The sequence below is a fragment of the Pseudonocardia sp. TMWB2A genome (genome assembly GCF_017312135.1).
On sequence record NZ_QKQY01000002.1, the window covers coordinates 1,768,588 to 1,787,304 of the forward strand.

18 protein-coding genes are annotated in these 18,717 nt (G+C 75.4%); 3 read left to right on the forward strand and 15 right to left on the reverse strand.

What is annotated here, in order from left to right:
• Positions 1–23: 23 nt before the first annotated feature.
• The 7 genes from DMP17_RS22850 to DMP17_RS22880 form a co-directional block, all read right to left on the reverse strand.
• Positions 24–1,565, reverse strand: a complete 1,542-nt coding sequence (locus tag DMP17_RS22850; RefSeq protein ID WP_226353938.1) for a uroporphyrinogen-III synthase — start codon at positions 1,563–1,565, stop codon at positions 24–26.
• Between the two features lie 16 nt (positions 1,566–1,581).
• On the reverse strand, positions 1,582–2,538 hold the full coding sequence (gene hemC, locus DMP17_RS22855) for a hydroxymethylbilane synthase (RefSeq protein ID WP_178375913.1): 957 nt from the start codon (positions 2,536–2,538) through the stop codon (positions 1,582–1,584).
• Positions 2,535–3,971, reverse strand: a complete 1,437-nt coding sequence (locus tag DMP17_RS22860; protein WP_337830536.1) for a glutamyl-tRNA reductase — start codon at positions 3,969–3,971, stop codon at positions 2,535–2,537. Before DMP17_RS22860 ends, hemC begins: the two co-directional genes overlap by 4 nt.
• Positions 3,972–3,975: 4 nt before the next feature.
• Positions 3,976–4,704, reverse strand: coding sequence for a redox-sensing transcriptional repressor Rex (locus DMP17_RS22865; protein ID WP_062403813.1), 729 nt, complete (start codon positions 4,702–4,704; stop codon positions 3,976–3,978).
• A gap of 481 nt (positions 4,705–5,185) precedes the next feature.
• Positions 5,186–6,850: a molybdopterin-dependent oxidoreductase gene (locus tag DMP17_RS22870; protein WP_337830537.1), complete on the reverse strand. Its 1,665-nt coding sequence runs from the start codon at positions 6,848–6,850 to the stop codon at positions 5,186–5,188.
• Complete coding sequence (locus DMP17_RS22875) at positions 6,847–7,083, reverse strand: glutaredoxin family protein (RefSeq protein ID WP_073576570.1); 237 nt, start codon at positions 7,081–7,083, stop codon at positions 6,847–6,849. Before DMP17_RS22875 ends, DMP17_RS22870 begins: the two co-directional genes overlap by 4 nt.
• A 1-nt stretch (position 7,084) precedes the next feature.
• Positions 7,085–8,689 (reverse strand): class I adenylate-forming enzyme family protein, encoded by a 1,605-nt coding sequence (locus DMP17_RS22880; protein WP_337830538.1) that lies wholly within the window; start codon positions 8,687–8,689, stop codon positions 7,085–7,087.
• Positions 8,690–9,417: 728 nt separating this feature from the next.
• Here DMP17_RS22880 and DMP17_RS22885 point away from each other — a divergent pair.
• The 3 genes from DMP17_RS22885 to DMP17_RS22895 all read left to right on the forward strand — a co-directional run bounded on the left by DMP17_RS22885 (position 9,418) and on the right by DMP17_RS22895 (position 12,813).
• Positions 9,418–10,056: a sigma-70 family RNA polymerase sigma factor gene (locus DMP17_RS22885; protein WP_062398051.1), complete on the forward strand. Its 639-nt coding sequence runs from the start codon at positions 9,418–9,420 to the stop codon at positions 10,054–10,056.
• Positions 10,057–10,246: 190 nt separating this feature from the next.
• Positions 10,247–11,671, forward strand: a complete 1,425-nt coding sequence (locus DMP17_RS22890) for a DUF5667 domain-containing protein (protein ID WP_208818936.1) — start codon at positions 10,247–10,249, stop codon at positions 11,669–11,671.
• Between the two features lie 251 nt (positions 11,672–11,922).
• The gene (locus DMP17_RS22895) at positions 11,923–12,813 is read left to right on the forward strand and encodes an HAD family hydrolase (protein WP_062398055.1); all 891 of its coding nucleotides are present in this window, start codon (positions 11,923–11,925) and stop codon (positions 12,811–12,813) included.
• A 13-nt stretch (positions 12,814–12,826) separates the two neighbouring features.
• Here DMP17_RS22895 and DMP17_RS22900 read toward each other — a convergent pair whose 3' ends face one another.
• The 8 genes from DMP17_RS22900 to DMP17_RS22935 all read right to left on the reverse strand — a co-directional run bounded on the left by DMP17_RS22900 (position 12,827) and on the right by DMP17_RS22935 (position 18,698).
• Positions 12,827–13,225, reverse strand: coding sequence for a DUF5313 family protein (locus tag DMP17_RS22900; protein WP_226367697.1), 399 nt, complete (start codon positions 13,223–13,225; stop codon positions 12,827–12,829).
• Positions 13,222–14,187, reverse strand: a complete 966-nt coding sequence (locus tag DMP17_RS22905) for a lysophospholipid acyltransferase family protein (RefSeq protein ID WP_443217969.1) — start codon at positions 14,185–14,187, stop codon at positions 13,222–13,224. Before DMP17_RS22905 ends, DMP17_RS22900 begins: the two co-directional genes overlap by 4 nt.
• Before the next feature lie 77 nt (positions 14,188–14,264).
• A complete protein-coding gene (locus DMP17_RS22910) occupies positions 14,265–15,311 on the reverse strand; it encodes an NAD-dependent epimerase/dehydratase family protein (protein ID WP_337830540.1) in 1,047 nt (348 codons plus the stop codon).
• Between the two features lie 175 nt (positions 15,312–15,486).
• Positions 15,487–15,588, reverse strand: a complete 102-nt coding sequence (locus DMP17_RS22915) for a 30S ribosomal protein bS22 (protein ID WP_010241351.1) — start codon at positions 15,586–15,588, stop codon at positions 15,487–15,489.
• Between the two features lie 211 nt (positions 15,589–15,799).
• A complete protein-coding gene (locus tag DMP17_RS22920; RefSeq protein WP_062398062.1) occupies positions 15,800–16,012 on the reverse strand; it encodes a helix-turn-helix domain-containing protein in 213 nt (70 codons plus the stop codon).
• A 185-nt stretch (positions 16,013–16,197) separates the two neighbouring features.
• A complete protein-coding gene (gene proC / locus DMP17_RS22925; RefSeq protein ID WP_337830541.1) occupies positions 16,198–16,998 on the reverse strand; it encodes a pyrroline-5-carboxylate reductase in 801 nt (266 codons plus the stop codon).
• Positions 16,999–17,018: 20 nt separating this feature from the next.
• On the reverse strand, positions 17,019–17,864 hold the full coding sequence (locus DMP17_RS22930; RefSeq protein ID WP_337830542.1) for a thioesterase family protein: 846 nt from the start codon (positions 17,862–17,864) through the stop codon (positions 17,019–17,021).
• Between the two features lie 9 nt (positions 17,865–17,873).
• Positions 17,874–18,698, reverse strand: coding sequence for a sugar phosphate isomerase/epimerase family protein (locus DMP17_RS22935; RefSeq protein WP_443217970.1), 825 nt, complete (start codon positions 18,696–18,698; stop codon positions 17,874–17,876).
• Between the last annotated feature and the right edge of the window lie 19 nt (positions 18,699–18,717).

Below are 18,717 nucleotides of genomic sequence, written 5' to 3' on the forward strand. Positions count from 1 at the left end.
ACGGGGCCCGACGGGAGCAGGGCTCAGCGGCGGCGCGCCTTCACCTTCTTCGGCGGCGGCAGGTTGCCCTCGGCGCGCAGCTTCGCGGTGTGGCTGGCCAGCGCGTCGACCAGGGTCGGGACGCGGGCCTCCTCCGGCTGCACGTCGACCCGCAGGCCGAACTCGCGCGCGGTCTCCGCGGTGGCCGGGCCGATGCAGGCGACCAGGGTCCGGGCGTGCGGCTTGCCGGCGATGCCGACCAGGTTCCGCACCGTCGACGACGAGGTGAAACACACCGCATCGAAGCCGCCGGTCTTGATCGCCTCACGGATCGGCGCGGGCGGCGGGGCGGCCCGGACGGTCCGGTAGGCCGTCACGTCGTCGACCTCCCAGCCGCGCTCCTGCAGCCCGGCCGACAGCGTCTCGGTGGCGATGTCGGCGCGCGGGAGCAGCACCCGGTCGACCGGGTCGAGCACGTCGTCGTGCGGCGGGAAGATGTCCAGCAGGCCCTCGGACGTCGAGGACTGGGCCTCGTCGATGTCCGGGACGAGCTCGGGCTCGATGCCGAACTCGCGGACCTTCTCCGCGGTCGAGCGGCCGACGCAGGCGATCTTCACACCGGAGAAGGCGCGGGCGTCGAGGCCGAACTCGTGGAACTTCTCCCAGACGGCCTTGACCGCGTTGGTCGAGGTGAACACGACCCACTGGTAGCGGCCGTCGACGAGGCCCTTGACCGAGCGCTCCATCTGCGCGGGCGACCGGGGCGGCTCGACGGCGATCGTCGGCACCTCCTCCGGGATGGCGCCGTGCATCCGCAGCCGCTCGCTCATCACGCCGGCCTGGTCCTTGGTGCGCGGCACCAGGACCCGCCAGCCGTAGAGCGCGCGCGACTCCCACCAGGACAGCTCGCCGCGACGACCGGCGGCCTCGCCGACGGTCAGGACGAGGGCGCCCTCGAGGTCACCGCCGTCGGCGGCGATCCGCCCGACCGACGACGAGATGGTCCGCTGGGTGGAGGTGGTGCCGCCCGCGGTGATCGCGACCGGCGTCTCGTCCGGGACGCCCTGGGCGGTCAGACCGGCGGCGACGTCGCCGAGCAGCGCGCTCGTCGCGTGCAGCACGACCGGGCCCGGGCTCGCGGCCAGCGCGGCCCAGTCGACGCCCGCGCGGACGTCGGCCTCGACGTGCGCCGACCCGAGCGCGACACCGGCGTAGGCCGGGACCGCGGTCGAGGACGGGACGCCGGGGACGACGTCGAACGGCGTGCCCGAGGCGGACACGGCCATCGCCTCGGCGACGACGGCGTCGTTGGTCAGCGGGTCACCGGAGACCAGCCGGGCCACCGAGCGGCCCTGGCCCGCCTCGGTGAGCAGGTCGCTCGCGATGTCGGCGGGCTGGCCGACGGCCGGGCGCACCTCGGCGCCGTCCGCGGCCAGGGCGAGGATGCCCTCGGGCACGTCCGGGTCGGTGATGACCAGCGGCGAGCCGGCGAGCACGTCCCGGGCGCGCACGGTGAGCAGCGCCGGGTCCCCCGGTCCGCTGCCCACGAAGGCGATCCGCCCCGAGGTGTTGGCAGGTCCTGTCATTGAAGAAACTCCCGAATCAGCGGTTGGCGGGACCACCGGGACCTGCGGGGGGCAGGTCCTCGGCTCCCAGGTCGAGAAGCTCGAGGGCGACCGCGGCCCCGATCTTCTCTGCGTCGTCCATGTCTCCGGTGGCGGAGGCGCGCACCACGTCGCCCCCCGCGATGTCCCCGATCCCCAGCGCACCGCGCAGCGACAGGCGGTCGACCGCCCGGCCGTCGTCGTCGAGGTCGGAGACGACCTCGGCGAGCGCCCCGACGGGGGTCGTGCACTCGGCCTCCAGGCCCGCCAGCACCGCACGCTCGGCGGTGACGGCGAAGCGCACGCCGCTGTCGTCCAGCACCGCGGCCAGCACCGACACCAGGTCGGTGTCGGCGGTGCGGCACTCGATCGCCAGCGCACCCTGGGCGGGGGCGGGCAGCATCTGCAGCGGGTCGATCAGCTCGTCCGCCTCGTCGATGCGGCCCAGCCTGCGCAGCCCGGCGGCGGCCACGACCACCGCGTCCAGCTCACCCGACCGCACCTTCCCGATCCGGGTGTCCACGTTGCCGCGGATCGGCAGCACCTCCAGGCCCTGGCCGAGCGCGTGCAGCTGCACGGTCCGGCGCGGGGACCCCGTCCCGACGCGGGCACCACGGCCCAGCTCGCCGAGCACACGACCGCCGGTGACCAGCGCGTCGCGGACGTCCTCGCGCTCCGGGATCGCCGCGATCGTGAGCCCCTCGGGCTGCGCGCTCGGCAGGTCCTTGTACGAGTGCACCGCGACGTCGATCTCGCCGGCGTAGAGCGCGTCGCGCAGCTGCGAGACGAACACCCCCACCCCGATCTGCGGGATCGGCGCCGACGAGCGGTCACCGCTGGTGGAGATGGTGACCAGCTCGCACGGGTGGCCCGCGGCGACGAGCCGGTCGGCCACGGTGGTGGACTGCGCGACCGCCAGCTTCGACGGCCGGGTGCCGATCTTCAGGACGCTCACGAGATCTGCTCCGGGGGACGGGACCCGATCGACGGGGTGGCGTCGAACGGCGCGGTGGGGTCGCCGAAGCGCAGGGCGGCGGTGACGTCGCCGCCGTCGACGCTGGCGTCGGCGCCCCGGACCGGGGCGGCGACCGCGGCGGCGGCCTGCGGGTCGAGCTCGAACAGGGTGCGCAGCGCCGCGGCGTAGCTGTCCCCGTCCGGGCCCTCGGCCAGGCGCTTCACCTGGACCGTGGGCGTGTGCAGCAGCTTGTCGACGACGCGGCGGACGGTCCGCGAGAGCTCCTCGCGGACGTGGCCGTCCAGGTCGGGCAGCCGGGAGTCCAGGCGCAGCAGCTCGGCGTCGACGACCTCCGAGGCGCGCCGGCGCAGCGCGGTGACCGTCGGCGTGACCTCGGCCGAGCGCTGCCCGGCCAGGTACTGCTGGGCCTCGGCGTCGACCATCGTCTGGGCCGCGGCGACGGAGCCGCCGTCGGCGGTGTCGAGCAGCCGACGCTGCAGGGTGATGAGGTCGACCATGCGCACGCCGGACAGCTCGCCGACGGCCGGGTCGACGTCACGCGGCAGGCCCAGGTCGCACACGACCAAAGGTGAGGTGCGGCCGGTCAGCGCCTCGGCGACCGGGGCCACGTCGACGACGTGCCCGATCGCGCCGGTGCAGGCCAGCATCAGGTCGGCGTCGCGCAGCTCGTCGGCCAGGGACTCCATCGGCGCGTAGCGCGCGGTGGTGCCCTGCTCGGCGTGCTCGAGGACCTTCTCCACGAGCCGCTCGCCGCGCTCGGCCGAGCGGTTCAGCACGACGATCTCGCCCGCCCCGGCACGACGCAGGTGCGCGGCGGCCAGCGCGCCCATCGCCCCGGCGCCGACGATCACGGCGCGGGTCCCGCCCAGGCCGACGCCGCCGAGCTCACGGTCGGCGTCGCGCAGGGCCTCGGACACCACCGAGGCGCCCGCCTCGTCGATGCCGGTCCCGGCGTGCACCCGCTTGCCGACGCGCAGTGCCTGCTGCACCAGCTCGTGCAGGACCTTGCCGACGGCGCCCGCGGCGTCCGCGGCCGCGTAGGCGCCGCGCAGCTGGCCGAGGATCTGCGACTCGCCGACCACCATCGAGTCCAGGCCCGCCGCCAGCGCGAACAGGTGCTGGACCGCGGAGCCCGCGTAGTGCACGAACAGGTGCTCGGACAGCTCGCCGATGGGGAACCCGGCGTGGGTGCCGAGGACGTCGGTGACGTCGCCGAGGCCGCCGTGGAACGCGTCCACGACCGCGCAGATCTCGATCCGGTTGCACGTGGAGAGGACGACCGCCTCCTCGACGTGCGTGCGGTCGAGCATCTCCTCGAGCAGCTTGGGCACGTCACCCGGAGCGACCGCGAGGCGCTCCAGCACCTCGACCGGCGCGCTGCGGTGCGACAGGCCGACCACGAGGACGCTCATGGCTCTACGACACCACCGATTCGTTCGTCTTGTCCGTCACCGCGGCGGCACCGGTGTGCCGTCGCGCCACGTGGAACGCGAGGACCTGCAGCTCGACCGACAGGTCGACCTTGCGGACCTCGACGTCGTCCGGGACCGTCAGCAGCACCGGAGCGAAGTTGAGGATGGACTGCACACCGGCCGCCACGAGCAGGTCGCAGACCTTCTGGGCCGCCGGGCCCGGCGTCGCGATCATCCCGATGGTGACGCCGCCACCGGCGCACACCTCGGGGATCTCGCGCACGTGCCGCACCCGGATGCCGTTGATCTCGCTGCCGACGAGGTCGTCGTCGACGTCGAACAGGGTGCTGACCGGGAAGCCGCGGCCGGCGAAGCCGGTGTAGCCGGCCAGGGCGTGGCCCAGGTTGCCGACGCCGACCAGCGCGACCGACTGCCGGTGGTCCATGCCCAGCTCGCCCTGCAGCCGTCCCTGCAGCGAGGTGACGTCGTAGCCGACGCCGCGCACGCCGTAGGACCCCAGGTAGGACAGGTCCTTGCGGAGCTTGGCCGAGTTGACCCCGGAGGCACCGGCGAGCTCCTCGGACGACACCGTCTCGACGCCGGCCTCGCGCAGCTCGCCGAGCACCCGCAGGTACACCGCGAGCCGGGACACGGTGGCCTCCGGCACCGGGCGCGCGGGGCGCTCGCCGTTGCCGTCGGGCGCGGCGGCACCGGACTCGGGCGGCAGGGTCACGGGCCGTCCTCCTCGGGCGTCGGTCGCGGGCGGCCGGGGTCCCGGTGCCCGCTCCTGCTCGCGGGGGCTTGTCCGCGAGCGGTCGGTCATCGAAACTGGGCGTGCTCCGGTCGGGGGTGTGCAGGTGCCGGTCGTCGGCGCGCTCGTGGCACGCCCGCGAACCGGCCGGACGGGCCGGTCGGGCTGCGGACGGACGAGGCCCGGCGTCCTCGGCGCCGCGGGGGCACCGTGCCACCGGGTCCGGCGACGGGAACCCACGGTAGCCGCTTGTGAAGGCACGCACAAAGTTGCGATCTTGGTCCTCTCCGTGCTCGACCGGGGCCCCTGACCTGGAGCTACCGGTGATCGACGGGCAGGAACCGCTCGTCGTGCGACGAGCGCCACGTCGTCCTCCACGACACCACCGTCACGCATACCTCGCGACCGCCCGTGACACACCTCTCCGCCCGGGACGGCGCGACGAGGCTCAGGTCACGGTCACTCAGGTCACGGTGACGGTGCGGGTCGGCCAGCCGGTCGCCGCGCCCGGCAGCGGGGAGCGGCGCTCGGAGGTCTGGACGACGCCGTCGCCGTCGGTGGCGCGGCACACCAGGGTGTACCCGCCCGGCGGCAGGTCCAGCTCGGCGCGCCACTGACGCCAGGTGGCCCCGCCGGACGGCACCGGCGCGAGCTCCGCGGTGACCCAGGACCCGGCCGCACCCCCGTCCTGCACCCCGACCTCGACCCGGCGGATCCCCCGGGGCACCGCCCAGGCGGAGCCGGTGACCACGACCCGGCCGGCGGGCACGCTCGCGTACGAGGCGGGCGACTCGATCCGCGCGGCGGTCTCCATCGGCCCGGGCGGCGCCCACCCGCGGTCGCGCCAGTAGTCGGTGCGGGCGGCGAACGTCGTGAACTCGATGTCGGTGACCCACTTGGTGGCCGAGACGTAGCCGTAGAGCCCGGGGACGACGATCCGCACCGGGAAGCCGTGCTCGGGCGGCAGCGCGACCGGGCCGTCCGGTCCGGCCATCGCGACCGCGAGCAGCGCGCCGCGGGCGGGGTCGAGCAGCAGCGACGACGGGCTGCCCGCCGTCCAGCCGTCGGTGGAGGTGGACAGTGCCTGGTCCGCCGCCGGGTCGGGCGCGGCGGCCGCGAGCAGCGGCGCGAGCTCCACCCCGGTGAACCGGGTGGTGGACACGAGGTCGCCGCCGACGTCGTTGGAGACGCACGCCATCGTCACCCAGCGTTCGACGAGCGGACGGGCCAGCAGGTCGTCGAGGGTGAGGGTGAGCTCGCGCCCGACCCGCCCGTGCACCCGCAGGCTCCACGACGCCGGGTCGACCGACGGGACCCGCAGCGCGGTGTCGATCCGGTAGAAGTCGTCGACGGCGGTGGTGAACGCGGCCGCGCCCGGCACCTGGGCCCCGGCGGGCAGTGCCGGGGCGGGCGCGATGCGGCCCTGCGCGGCGAGCGCCCGGATCCGGGCGGTCAGCGCGTCGCGTTCGGGCCCGATCCGGCCCGAGGGCAGCAGGGGCGCGGCGACCGCGGCCCCGGTGCCCAGCACGACCCCGCCCGCCCCCGCCAGCGCGGTGGTGCGCAGGAACCGCCGCCGGGTCAGCGACGACCGGACGGGCCGCCCGTCGGGCAGCGTCCCGGCCGCGGTCGGGACGGGGATCCGGGCCGCCAGCGCGTGCAGCTTCCGGAAGACCGTCACCGCGACGACGGCCGCGGCACCCGCCGGGACCATGTCGAGCTGACCGGCTCCCGACGCCGTCGCCGCGGCGACGACACCCAGCAGCCCGAGCGCCGCGAGCCCCCACGCCCCCGGCCACGGCGAGCGGCGCGACAGCGCCCCGAGCCCGGCCGCGGCCAGGGCCAGGACCACGAGCACCCCGGCGACGACGGTGTAGCGGCTGCCGATCCCGGCCCCGACGGTCGCCGCGCCGGCCAGCGCGGGCGGGGTGAGTGCCACGACCTGCTCGGCGACGGCGTTCACCGGCCCCGCGGCCGGGGCGACCAGCAGCGCGAGCGCCTGCCCCGCGCCGACGCCCAGGGCGGCCGCGGCGAGCCCGGCCAGGGCGGTACGGGCGGCCGGTGCGGTGCGGACCGGCGCGGGGTCCGCGTCCGGGGCCCCGCCGGCCGGACCGTCGGGGGCCGGGCTCACGGCCGGGCCAGGTCCGCGCGCAGGCGCTCCTCGTCGACCCGGAACGAGTCGTGCTCACGGCCGTCGAGCAGCACCACCGGCACCTGGTCGCCGTACTCGGCGCGCAGCTCGTCGTCGGAGTCGACGTCGACGGTGTCCCAGCCGGTGCCCGTCTCGGCGCACACCCGGGCCAGCACCTCGGCGGCGTCGTCGCACAGGTGGCAGCCCACCCGGGTCAGCAGTCGTACCCGCATCTCACATCCTCGCCAGTGTCCTTCGGGCGATCTTGCCCGTCGGGGTGCGGGGCAGCTCGTCGGCGAAGGCGACGACCGCGGGCCGCTTGAACCGGGCGAGCCGGGCCGCGCAGTGAGCGGCGACCGTCTCCTCGGTGAGCTCGGCGCCCGCGACCGGCACGACCACCGCCTTGACCGCGGCGCCGGTCCGGTCGTCGGGCACCCCGACGACGGCGACCTCGGCCACCGCGTCCAGCTCGGCGACGACCTGCTCCACCTCGCGCGGGTAGACGTTGAAGCCGTTGACGATGACCAGGTCCGAGGACCGGTCGACGAGGTGCAGGTCGCCGTCGGTGTCGAGGTAGCCGACGTCGGCGGTGACGAACCAGCCGTCCTCGCCGGGGCCGCCGGAGCCGTCGGGCCAGTAGCCGGAGAACAGGTTCGGCCCGCGCACCGCGATCAGCCCGGTGTCGTCGGACGGGTCGGAGCCGTCGTCGTAGTCCAGGTCGTCCAGCGGGTCCTCGCCGCGCGGCTCGGGCTCCGGCGCGGGCCTGCGCTCCATCGGCTGCCCGTCGGCGTCGACCAGGCGCAGCTCGACGCCGGGCAACACCTGCCCGACCGAGCCGGGCTTGGCCGGTCGGCCCAGGTCGTTGCTGGTGACGACGGGCCCGCCCTCGGTGAGGCCGTAGCCCTCGTGCAGGTCCAGCCCGCTCGCCGCGCGGAAGTCCGCGAGCCAGCCCGCGGGCAGCGGCGCCCCGCCGGAGGTGCACAGCCGCACCCCGGCCATCGCGGCGCGCAGCCGCTCGGGCCCGAGGTCGAGCAGCATCCGGAACATCGACGGCACCCCGGCGACGACGCTGACCCGCTCCTCGACGACCGTCTCGGCCAGCCGGTCCGGGGAGAACCGGCCGGGCAGCACGACGGTCGCGCCGGTCCAGCAGACCTGCAGCAGCCCGGCGGCGAGGCCGTAGACGTGGAACAGGGGCAGCGCCAGCAGGACCCGGTCGACCCCGTTGACCGGCGCCGGGCGGAGCGCACCCGCCTGCTCGCGGTTGGCCAGCAGCGCGCGGTGCGACAGCTGCACCCCGCGCGGGCGCCCGGTGGTGCCGGAGGTGAACACGACCAGCGCGATCCGCTCGGGGTCGGCGGGGGCCCGGTCGACCGGGGCGTCCGGGACCGGGGCGGCCAGGTCCGGGGGGCCCAGCAGCGTCGCGCCGACACCCTCGGCGCAGCCGGCCGCGACGGCGTCGTCGGGCCGGGCGACGACCGCGACCGGCCGGGCCTGGTCGAGCACGACCTCCAGCTCGCGGGTCACCGAGCCCGCGCCGAACGGTACGACGACCGCGTCGGCCCGCAGCGCGCCGAACAGCGCCACGCAGTAGTCGGCGCCGTCGGGCAGGCCGATCGCGACCCGGTCGCCGTGGCGGACGCCCGCCGCACGCAGCCGGGCGGCCTCGGCGGAGACCGCGGCGTCGAACGCCGACCAGGTCAGGGTGAGCGGTGCGGCGCCGGACAGGTCACGGACGGCGTCGTGCCCCGGACGCTCGGAGGCGTTGCGCGCCACCAGGTCGGAGAGGTGGGTGGGCCGGTCGGGACGGTGGCCCGGCACGGGGTCGGAACTCGGCACGGCGGTCTCCATCCTCGGACCCCGCCGGGGCGGGGTCGGCTCGTCGGCACGCGTCGCCGCCAGTGTTCCAAACCCGGCCGCGGCCGTCGTGTTCCGAGGGACCGCTCACCGCTGTGCACGCCACGTGTCGATTCGGACACGCTTCGCGCACAGTTCGTCCACCGCGCGTATCGGGCCGCTCGCCGGAACGGCACGCGACGAGAGGCGGCGAGTGCGTTGCGCCACTCGACAGACGTCTATGCTCCGCCGCTACATGAAGTTCAACGCGTGAACCGCCGGTTCGTCGCGCGACTCACCCGAGGGAGTGGCATGCAGCTCGACGCCAGCGCGCCACGGCGCACACCGCGCCGCGCCGCGCGGGACGCGCCGGCGGTCCCCGCCGGCCGGGTCGCCCGCCGAGCCGTACCCCGTCCGACCCCCCGGGATCCATGACCCGGCCGATGCGACCGCACCGCCTGCTCCGACAGCAGCGCTCCGAGACCATCCCCGAGACCGTCCGTCCGACCCGGGCCCCCGAACCCGGCCAGGACAGACCCGACACCGTCCGCCCCCAGCCGGACGGGGAGGTGTCCGTGACTTCAGCGACCTCTGCACCGTCCCAGCCGACGGGGCCGATCGCGTCCGCTCCCCTGGTCGACGCTCCCCCCACGTACCCCGCAGGCCCCGCCCTACACCGCCCGGACGGCCGGACCACCCGGTCGGGTCCGCCCGGCCGTACCGAGCAGGACATGCCGATGCCACGACAGGCACCGCAGATCTCGCAGGAGCTGCAGCGCCCGGAGGCCGACCCGGCCGACGAGGCCGCCCGCGCCGTCGAGGACGCGAACAGCTCCTGGGCCCTGGTCGAGGCCTGCCAGGCCGGCGACGCGGCCGCGTTCGGCGAGCTCTACGAGCGCTACCACGACGTCGTCTACCGGTACGTGCTGTTCCGGATGGGCGACCGGTCCTTCGCCGAGGACGTGACGCAGGAGACGTTCGTCCGCGCCCTGCGGCGGATCTCCTCGGTCAGCTACCAGGGCCGCGACATCGGGGCCTGGTTCGTCACCATCGCCCGGAACCTGATCTTCGACTACGTCAAGTCCAGCCGGTTCCGGCTGGAGCAGACGACCTCGGAGATCGTCGAGCTGTCGCCCAGCACCGGTGGTCCCGAGCAGCAGGTGCTCGACATGGCCACCAACGACGAGCTGCTGGCCTCGATCGCCAAGCTCAACTCCGACCAGCGCGAATGCATCCAGTACCGGTTCCTCAAGGGCCTGTCGGTCGCCGAGACCGCCGAGCTGATGGACCGCAACGAGGGTGCGGTCAAGGCGCTGCAGCACCGCGCGGTGCGTCGTCTCGCGCAGCTCCTCCCGGACGGTCTGCGGTGAGCGGGTCTGCCGCCGGATCAGCCGGAACGCGAGAGGGTGTGTCGATCACTGCGCCGAACGCACTACTCGATGCGGTGAACGGTTGGAAGGCCGTAACCTCGTCCGCAGTCGGTCGTTGTACAGACCGGCGTGCACTGACGGCGCCACACGCGCCGACGAGCAGCGCGAGACTGCAGTGAGGACGGACGGCATGCCCAGGGCATGGGACGACGGGTACCCCGGCGACGACGGTTTCGACCGTGCGCCGGCGGGTGCCCCTGCATCGGAGGAGCTGGCGCACGAGATCGCGCTGGCCGCCGCGCTGGACCGTTCGCGGCGTGATCTCTCGCCCGATCCGCACGCCTCGGCCCGGATGCGGGCCCGGCTGTTCGAGGTGCTCGCCCAGGAGGGCGTCGGACAGCAGTCCGGCGGCTCCCCGTTCGGCGACCGGTTCGACCGCGTCGACCAGGCCGACCTCACCGCGCCGATCGGCCCGCCGATCGCCGACGACCTCGACTGGGACGCGGTGTCCAACCGCCGCGCCGCCGGCGAGCACGCCCCGGCCGCGGACGACCCGACCGGTCGCAGCAGCCGTCCGCGCCGCGGCCGCCACGTGCTGCCGTCGGACCACCCGGACCACCCGGAGCAGGTGGGCGCCCCGGCCGGACCGGCCCGCGACGCCGAGGCCGGCCCCGGCCGCGACGACTCCGCCCGCCCGGCGCAGTCCGGCGCCCGGATGCTGGACCGCCGCCGCCCGAGCGTGCGCAAGCGCTTCGGCGTCGTCGTCGGCGGGTTCGCCGCGCTCGCGGTGATCGCCGGCGTGACCTCGACCGCCAGCCGCGACGCCCTGCCCGGCGACGCGATGTACGGCATGAAGCGCGCCAGCGAGAGCGTCGGCGGGGTGTTCACCGTCGGCCAGCAGGCCGAGGCCGCCCGCCAGCTCGACCTGGCCCGCTCCCGGGTCGACGAGCTGGAGAGCCTGGTCGCACGGTCCACGCCGCCGTCGCCGGACGCGGTCGCGTCCGCGATGGGCGACTTCGACCGGGCCACCAGCACCGGCAGCAGGCTGATGCTGACCGGCGCGGGCACCGACGGCGCGGACACCTCGCGCCTGGCCGAGCTGCGGACCTGGGCGGCCGCCCAGTCCGGGCGCATCACCCGTCTGCAGTCCGACCTGCCCGCCGAGAGCCGCGGGGAGACCTCGGAGGCGATCCGCCTGCTGGACCGGGTGCTGTCCCGGGCCGAGGCACTGCGGGCCGGCACCGGCTGCGCCGCGGACAGCGGCGGCACCGTCGACGACCTCGGCCCGGTCCCCGGCGAGTGCCGCACCGCGGGCGGGCCGTCCTCGGCGCAGGCCGTCGAGCAGTCCGCGCCGGTGACGCCGTCGGAGACCGCGACCGGCACGCCGTCGCCGTCGCCGACCTCCGGTCCGGCGACCTCGACCTCGCAGGCCCCGACCACCTCGGGGTCCTCGCAGCAGGGCGGCGGGCTGCCGCTGCTGAACGGGGGTGGCTCGACCACCTCCGACAGCGGGTCGGGCAGCTCGTCGGAGTCCTCGTCGGAGCAGGACCGCCTGCTGCCGCCGATCACCATCCCGCCGCTGCTGCCGGGCCTCGGCCCGGTCACCCTCGGCTGATCCGCTCCGGACACCACGGGTACGGGCCCGGTCCCCGGTACGTCGACATGTGTCACGTACCGGAGGCCGGGCCCGCTCCCGCGTTCCGGCAGTAGGCTGGGGCCGCGCCCCGATCCCCTCGGGACGCGAGACGCCGTCGCACCAGGAAGGCCGCCGTGGTGAGTGATCCCGGGTCCGTCCCCCCTCTCGACCAGAGCGGGACCCGCGAGTCTCACCCGCCCACCCACACCGGGCTCTCCGAGGAGCCGGGGGTGCTGGAGCGGGCGACCGCACTCGACTCCGCGCAGCGGGCCGGTCAGGCCTCCGCCGCCGCGGCCGTCGCCGCCGAGGCCGACGACCACCCCGACGGCCCGGAGGGCGGGGACGGCGCGCCGCCGGACCTCACCGCCGCCGCGTTCTTCGACTGCGACAACACGATGATGGTCGGCGCGTCGATCTTCCACTTCGCCCGCGGCCTGGCCGCGCGCAAGTTCTTCACCACCTCCGACATGGCCGGCTTCGCCTGGCAGCAGATCAAGTTCCGGGTCGGCGGCCGGGAGGACAAGGGCGGCATCGCGGGACACCGCGACACCGCGCTGTCGTTCGTCGCGGGCCGTCCGGTCGACGAGGTCGTCGCGCTCGGCGAGGAGATCTACGACGAGCTGATGTCGGACCGGATCTGGGCGGGGACCCGGGCGCTGGCCCAGATGCACCTCGACGCCGGCCAGCGGGTCTGGCTGGTCACCGCGACGCCGATCGAGCTGGCCCGCATCATCGCGCGGCGGCTCGGGCTGACCGGGGCGCTGGGCACCGTCGCGGAGTCCGTCGACGGGCTCTACACCGGACGGCTGGTCGGCGAGATCCTGCACGGCCCGGCGAAGGCGCACGCGGTCCGCGCGCTGGCCGCGTCGGAGGGGCTGGACCTGCGCCGCTGCACCGCGTACTCGGACTCGGTGAACGACGTCCCGATGCTCTCGGCGGTCGGCACCGCGGTCGCGGTGAACCCGGACTCCGAGCTGCGCGACGTCGCGAAGGCCCGCAACTGGCAGATCCGCGACTTCCGGACCGGCCGCAAGGCCGCCCGGATCGGGGTGCCCTCGGTGCTCGGTGCGGGCGCCGTCGCCGGTGCGGTGGCGGCCGGGATGGCCTACCGCAAGCGCTGACCCGCCCGGCCGCTCAGGGCGGCGGGGCCCCGCGGTAGCGCTCGGCGTAGCGGCGGGCGGCCTCGGCCCGCTCGTCGGCGGTGGCCTCCCGCCGCGTCGCGCGGGCGGTGCCGGCGGGGTAGCCGGCCTTCATCACGCGGTGCTCGACGGACTCCTCCATCACGAACAGCGCGTACTGCAGCGACACCAGCCAGCCCAGCAGCAGGGCGGTGAGCCGCAGCCACAGCGGGCCCGGGACGACGAGCACCAGCGGCACCGACAGCAGCGTCAGCACCGCCGCCGTGCGCGCGAAGTGCCGCAGGTGCCAGGTCCGGCAGGTCGTGTCATGCAGCACCCACCCGCGGTACCGAGCGGGCAGCCGTCCACCGGCGGCGTACCAGAGCCACCGCAGCGGGTCCGGCCGCCGGATCATCCCAGGAACACGTTGCGCCGCTGGGACAGCAGCCGGTACAGCGTGTGCTGGATGGTCTCCCGGACCTGGTCGGTCAGGTTGAACACGAGCATCGGGTCGTCGACGTCGGCCGGGGTGTGGTCGTCGGTGCGGATCGGCTCGCCGAACTCGATGTACCACTTCGACGGCAGCGGGATCAGCCCCGCCGGGCCGAGCAGCGGGAAGGTCGGCGTGACCGGGAAGTACGGCGCCCCGAACAGCCGGGCCAGCGGCGCCAGGTCGCCGATCTTGGGGTAGATCTCCTCGGCGCCGACGATCGAGCACGGGATGATCGGGACCCCGGTGCGCAGCGCGGCGGAGACGAACCCGCCGCGGCCGAACCGCTGCAGCTTGTAGCGGTCCCGGAACGGCTTGCCGATCCCCTTGAACCCCTCGGGGAACACGCCGACGAGCTCGCCGGAGGTCATGAGCCGCTCGGCGTCGGGGTTGCAGGCCAGCGTCGCGCCGGCCTTGCGGGCCAGCGAGCCGGAGACCGGCATGGTGAACATGAGGTCGGCGCCGAGCAGCCGCAGGTGCCGGTGCGACGGGTGGTCGTCGTGCACCGCGACGGTCGTCATCACCGCGTCGAGCGGCAGCGTCCCGGAGTGGTTGGCGACGATCAGCGCGCCACCGGTCTCAGGGATGTGGTGGGTGCCGATGGTCTCGACGCGGAACCAGCGCTTGTAGAGCGGGCGCAGGGCGGGCAGCACCATCGCGTCGGTGAGCTCGCGGTCGAAGCCGAACTCGTCGATCGGGTAGTCGCCCGCGAGCCGGCGGCGCAGGAACTCCAGGACCTGCTCCAGCGCGGCCTCCCAGGCCGGGCCCTCGTCGTCCTCGGGCTCGGGTGCGGAGGCGACCGGCGCGGGCCGCGACGGCTCCTCGGCCCGCGCGGGCCGGGCAGGCCCCCGGTTGCCCCGGATCGGGATCACCCGCGCCTCGGCCATGCCGTCGCCCTTCGTCGTACCACCGCGGCCGCCCGGCCGTCCCTGCTCGCGTGCCCGCATGCCGCCGTCCCGACCCGTCACCGCAGCGACCGGGCCAGACCGAGCACGCCCCGTTCGAGCGAGGCGATCCGCTCCGGGCCGAGCACCGGCGCCAGCGCCTTGCCGCGCACGAAGTCGTCGAACGCCTGGGTGGTCGTCCACCGCGGCACGAAGCCGAAGTCGTCGATCAGCCGGGTGAGGTCCACGACCCTGCCGAAGTTGAGGAAGCGCATCTGCTCCGGGGAGAAGTCGACGACGCGCGCGCCGCGCAGCACCCGGCTGACCGGGCCGACCGCGCCGCTCGGCACCGGGACGGCGATCTTGCCCGCGCGCCGGATGGCCTGGGACAGCATCAGCACCCCGTGCGCGGCGACGTTGAACACGCCCGGCAGCTCGTGGGTGGCGGCACGCTCGAGCACGGCGAGGCCGTCCTCCTCGTGCAGCAGCTGGATCCGGGCGTCGTAGCCCAGCACGGTGGGGACGACCGGCAGCGCGAAGTAGCGCGACAGCACGGTGTCCATCCGCGGGCCGATGAAGTTGGCGAACCGCAGGACCGTGGTGGTGACGTCCGGGCGACGACGGCTGAACCCGCGCAGGTAGCCCTCGATCTCCGCGGCGTCCTTGGCGTACCCGCCCGAGGGCAGGTCCTTGGCCCCGATGGCCTCGTCGAACACGGCGGGGTCGCGGGAGCTGGAGCCGTAGACCGCGGTCGTCGACTTGAGCACGACCCGGCGCACGCTGGTCGCCTTCTGGCACGCGGCGAGGAGCTGCATCGTGCCGATGACGTTCATCTCCTTCATCGTCGCCCGGCCGCCCGACGAGGCGGGGCTGGCCGAGAGCGACGCGTGCACGACGGTGTCGACGTTCGCCGAGGAGATGACCTTCGCGATGAGCGGGTTGCGGATGTCGGCGCGCACGAACTCGGCGCGGCCCATCCGCTTCAGCAGGTCCCGGGGCGGGGGGACGGTGTCCACGCCCAGCACCCGGTCGATGGCCGAGTCGGCCGCCAGCCGGGCCGCGAGGTGCCCGCCGAGGAAGCCGCTGACCCCGGTGACCAGCACGACGTTCGGGGTCGGCCGGTCCATGGGCGCTCCGTTCACCGGGGGCTGACGCGAGATCGTGCCGATCGTAGTCCCGCCCCGTCACACCGGGCAGGTACGCGGACACGTGAGGTGCGCGACGCGTCCGTCCGGGGGACGGAGCGCCACAACGACACCGGCCGCGCACCCGCGGGGAGCGGGGGCGCGGCCGGTGCGCGAGTCACTTGCCGAGCTTGCGGCGCTGCACCCGGGTCTTGCGCAGCAGCTTGCGGTGCTTCTTCTTCGACATCCGCTTGCGGCGCTTCTTGATGACCGAGCCCATGTGGGTGCTCCTCCTGTGTCGACGCAGATCGTCAGCGACCGCTCCACCGGGTGACCTCGGAGTGGGCCGCCCGCACGATCCGTGCACGTGGACACGAGGCGCGGGCCGGGCGACGCCCGCCGGAGCGGGGCGACGACGCGATGCGACCGGTGGGGGTCGGCAGCCGGTTCACCAGTCTACCCGGGCGTACCGGCCTTCACCCCACCGGGGATCAGCCCGCGTCGAAGTAGGCGTTGCGCAGGTAGTCCTCGACCGCGCGCTGCGGCACGCGGAACGAGCGACCGACCCGCGCGGCGGGCAGCTCGCCGGAGTGGACGAGCCGGTACACGGTCATCTTCGAGACGCGCATCATCGACGCGACCTCGGCCACCGTCAGGAACTGGACCTGGGACGGCCGCAGGGGCTCGGGACGTTCCGCCGCCATGGGGCACCGCCTTCCTCCCCCGAGACGGGTTCCCCGGTTCGCCCGGTGGTGGGGGATGCAGGTGCAGTCTACCGGGGCGGATGTGACGATCGGTCCGCCAGAGGGGGCCCGATCGTGCTACAGCACGGCGCGTCCGTGTGACTTTGCGTCATACGATGAGCTGAACGAGGTACCGGCGGCCCGGGTCAGCCGCGACCGAGCGCCACCGAGCGGTCGTGCGCCGCGGTGACCGCGTCGGCCAGGGCCGCACGCAGCCCGTGCCGCTCCAGCTCGCGCAGGGCGGCCGCCGTCGTCCCGGCCGGCGAGGTGACGTTCTCCCGCAGCACCGCGGGGTGCTCACCGGTCTCGCGCAGCATCCGCGCGGCACCGAGCGCGGTCTGCACGGTCAGCTCGGTCGCGTCCGGGCGGGTCAGGCCCAGCCCGACGCCCGCCTCGATCATCGCCTCGGCGACCAGGAAGAAGTACGCGGGCCCGGAGCCGGACAGCGCGGTCGCGGCGTCCTGCTTCGCCTCGTCCAGGCACAGCACCGCGCCGACGGTGGACAGCAGCGCCTCGGTCTCGTCGAGGTGCGCGGGGGTCGCGTGCGCGCCCGGGGAGATCGCGCACATCGCCGCGCCGAGCAGCATCGGGGTGTTCGGCATGACCCGCACGACCGGCGTGCCGTCGGGCAGGGCGCCCTCGAACAGCGAGGTCGGCAGGCCCGCGCACAGCGACACGACGAGCGCGCCCGGCTCCAGCGCCCCGGCGACCTCGCCGAGCAGCGTGACGACGTCCTGCGGCTTGACGGCGACGACGACCGTCCCGGCCCCGCGCACCGCCTCGTCGACCGGGGCCGCGGTGACCCCCAGCGACGCGGTCAGCTCCTGCGCCCGCGCCGGGTACCGCTCGGCGACCACCAGGTCACCGGCGTCCCGCCCGGCCGCCAGCAGCCCGCCGAGCAGCGCCTCGCCGATCCGTCCCCCGCCCAGTACCGCGATCCTCGTCATGGGGGCAGCGTAGGAACCCCTCAGCGGGCCAGCGGGGCCAGGGCGAGCTGGCGGGCCTGGCAGACGGTGCGGCCGCGCGCGTCGACGACGGTGACGTCCTCGTCGAACTGCGCGCTCGACACCCCGACGCCGGCGGGCGGGCTCGACACCGCACGCGAGCGGGACCCGACCCGCAGCCAGCCCGGGGCGGGGCGGGCCCGCAGCAGCGCGGTGAGCTGCACCGTCGGCGCCCAGCCGAACGTCCCGCCGAGGTTGAACACGGTCGGGGGCAGGATGTCGCCGGCCATCAGCGCGAACAGCACGTCCGGCTCCTCGCCGCGCGGACGGACCCAGCCGGTCATCTCCGGCGGCCCGGTCTCGCCGCGCAGGAACGGCAGCGCGCCGCGCGGGTAGCGCAGCTCGCAGGCGGCGGCGAGGCCGCGCGCGCCGCCCTCGGCCGAGGCCGGGTCGAGCGCGTCCGGGTCCGGTTCGACGGCGAGCGCGGAGCCGTCGTCCAGGCGCGGGGCCTCGGTCGGCAGCACGCCGGCGGTGACGGTGGAGTGCAGCATGAGCCTGCCCTCCTGGTGCAGCCGCACGGCGACCGTGGACACCGTCCGCCCGATCTTGAGCGGGTCGGTCGTGATCTCGACCGGGCCCAGGTCGGGCGCGCGCAGGAAGTCCACGGCGACGGCCAGCGGGTCGGGCGCGGGTGCGTCGTCGGCCGCGAGGCGGGCCAGCCCGGACTTGGCCATGAGCACCATCAGCAGGCCGCCGAAGGCCTTGTCCCCGATCGCCCAGGTCTCGTCGAGCCGGGCGCGGAACCGGCCGTCCCCGAGGTGCTCGATCACGTGCGAGTCGGCGAACGGCCGGACCGTCGTACTGCTCATACGGGCATGTTACCCACGGGTAGGAGCGACGGCGGACATCGTCGGTGTGAGGTGCAGCCGGGCGAACAGCAGCGACTCGGCGAGCAGCGCGGTGCGCTCCTGCCGAGTCCGGCAGCGCCGGGTCGACACCTCCAGGACGACGGTGCCGCCGTCCGCGGCGAACCGGGAGTCGGCCAGGCGCTGGCACACCTCGGCGCACGGCTGCGCCCCGCGGCCGGGGACCAGGTGCTCGTCGCGCGGGGCGCCTGAGCCGTCGGTGAGGTGCAGGTGGGTGAGCCGGTCCCCCATCCGCTCGGCGAGGTCGAGCGCGTCGACGCCGGCCGCGGCGGTGTGCGACAGGTCCAGGGTGTACGCGCCGAACCCGGTGCCGGTCGGGTCGTGGCCCAGCGCGTAGGGCACCGTGCTGATCCCGCCGCGGGTCACCGGGAACATGTTCTCCACCGGCAGCGTGACGTCGTGGACCTCGTGGGCGCGGGCGACCTCGTCGGCGAAGACGTCGGCGTAGCGGCGCTGCCAGCGGAACGGCGGGTGCACCACCACGGTGCGCGCGCCCAGCCGGGCGGCGACCTCGACGGTGCGCCGCAGCCGGTGCACCGGGTCGGCCCCCCAGACCCGCTGGGTGACGGCCAGGCAGGGCGCGTGGACCGCGAGGATCGGCACCCCGTGGCGGTGCGCGAGGCGCTCGACCGCGCGCGGGTCCTGGCTGACCGGGTCGGTCCAGATCATGAGCTCGACGCCGTCGTAGCCCAGCTCACCGGCGATCTCGAACCCGGCGGCAACGCCCTCCGGGTAGACCGAGGCCGTGGACAGCGCGACGGGTGCCGACCCGGGCAGGTCGGCGGTGGACAGGCGC

Coding starts and splice junctions, on each gene's coding strand:
- DMP17_RS22930 (WP_337830542.1), bottom strand. CDS start 17,864: ATGAGCAGTACGACGGTCCGGCCGTTCGCCGACTCGCACGTGATCGAG.
- DMP17_RS22885 (WP_062398051.1), top strand. CDS start 9,418: ATGCCGATGCCACGACAGGCACCGCAGATCTCGCAGGAGCTGCAGCGC.
- DMP17_RS22920 (WP_062398062.1), bottom strand. CDS start 16,012: ATGGCGGCGGAACGTCCCGAGCCCCTGCGGCCGTCCCAGGTCCAGTTC.
- DMP17_RS22915 (WP_010241351.1), bottom strand. CDS start 15,588: ATGGGCTCGGTCATCAAGAAGCGCCGCAAGCGGATGTCGAAGAAGAAG.
- DMP17_RS22910 (WP_337830540.1), bottom strand. CDS start 15,311: ATGGACCGGCCGACCCCGAACGTCGTGCTGGTCACCGGGGTCAGCGGC.
- DMP17_RS22905 (WP_443217969.1), bottom strand. CDS start 14,187: ATGGCCGAGGCGCGGGTGATCCCGATCCGGGGCAACCGGGGGCCTGCC.
- DMP17_RS22850 (WP_226353938.1), bottom strand. CDS start 1,565: ATGACAGGACCTGCCAACACCTCGGGGCGGATCGCCTTCGTGGGCAGC.
- DMP17_RS22860 (WP_337830536.1), bottom strand. CDS start 3,971: ATGAGCGTCCTCGTGGTCGGCCTGTCGCACCGCAGCGCGCCGGTCGAG.
- DMP17_RS22875 (WP_073576570.1), bottom strand. CDS start 7,083: ATGCGGGTACGACTGCTGACCCGGGTGGGCTGCCACCTGTGCGACGAC.
- proC (WP_337830541.1), bottom strand. CDS start 16,998: ATGACGAGGATCGCGGTACTGGGCGGGGGACGGATCGGCGAGGCGCTG.
- DMP17_RS22900 (WP_226367697.1), bottom strand. CDS start 13,225: ATGATCCGGCGGCCGGACCCGCTGCGGTGGCTCTGGTACGCCGCCGGT.
- DMP17_RS22890 (WP_208818936.1), top strand. CDS start 10,247: ATGCCCAGGGCATGGGACGACGGGTACCCCGGCGACGACGGTTTCGAC.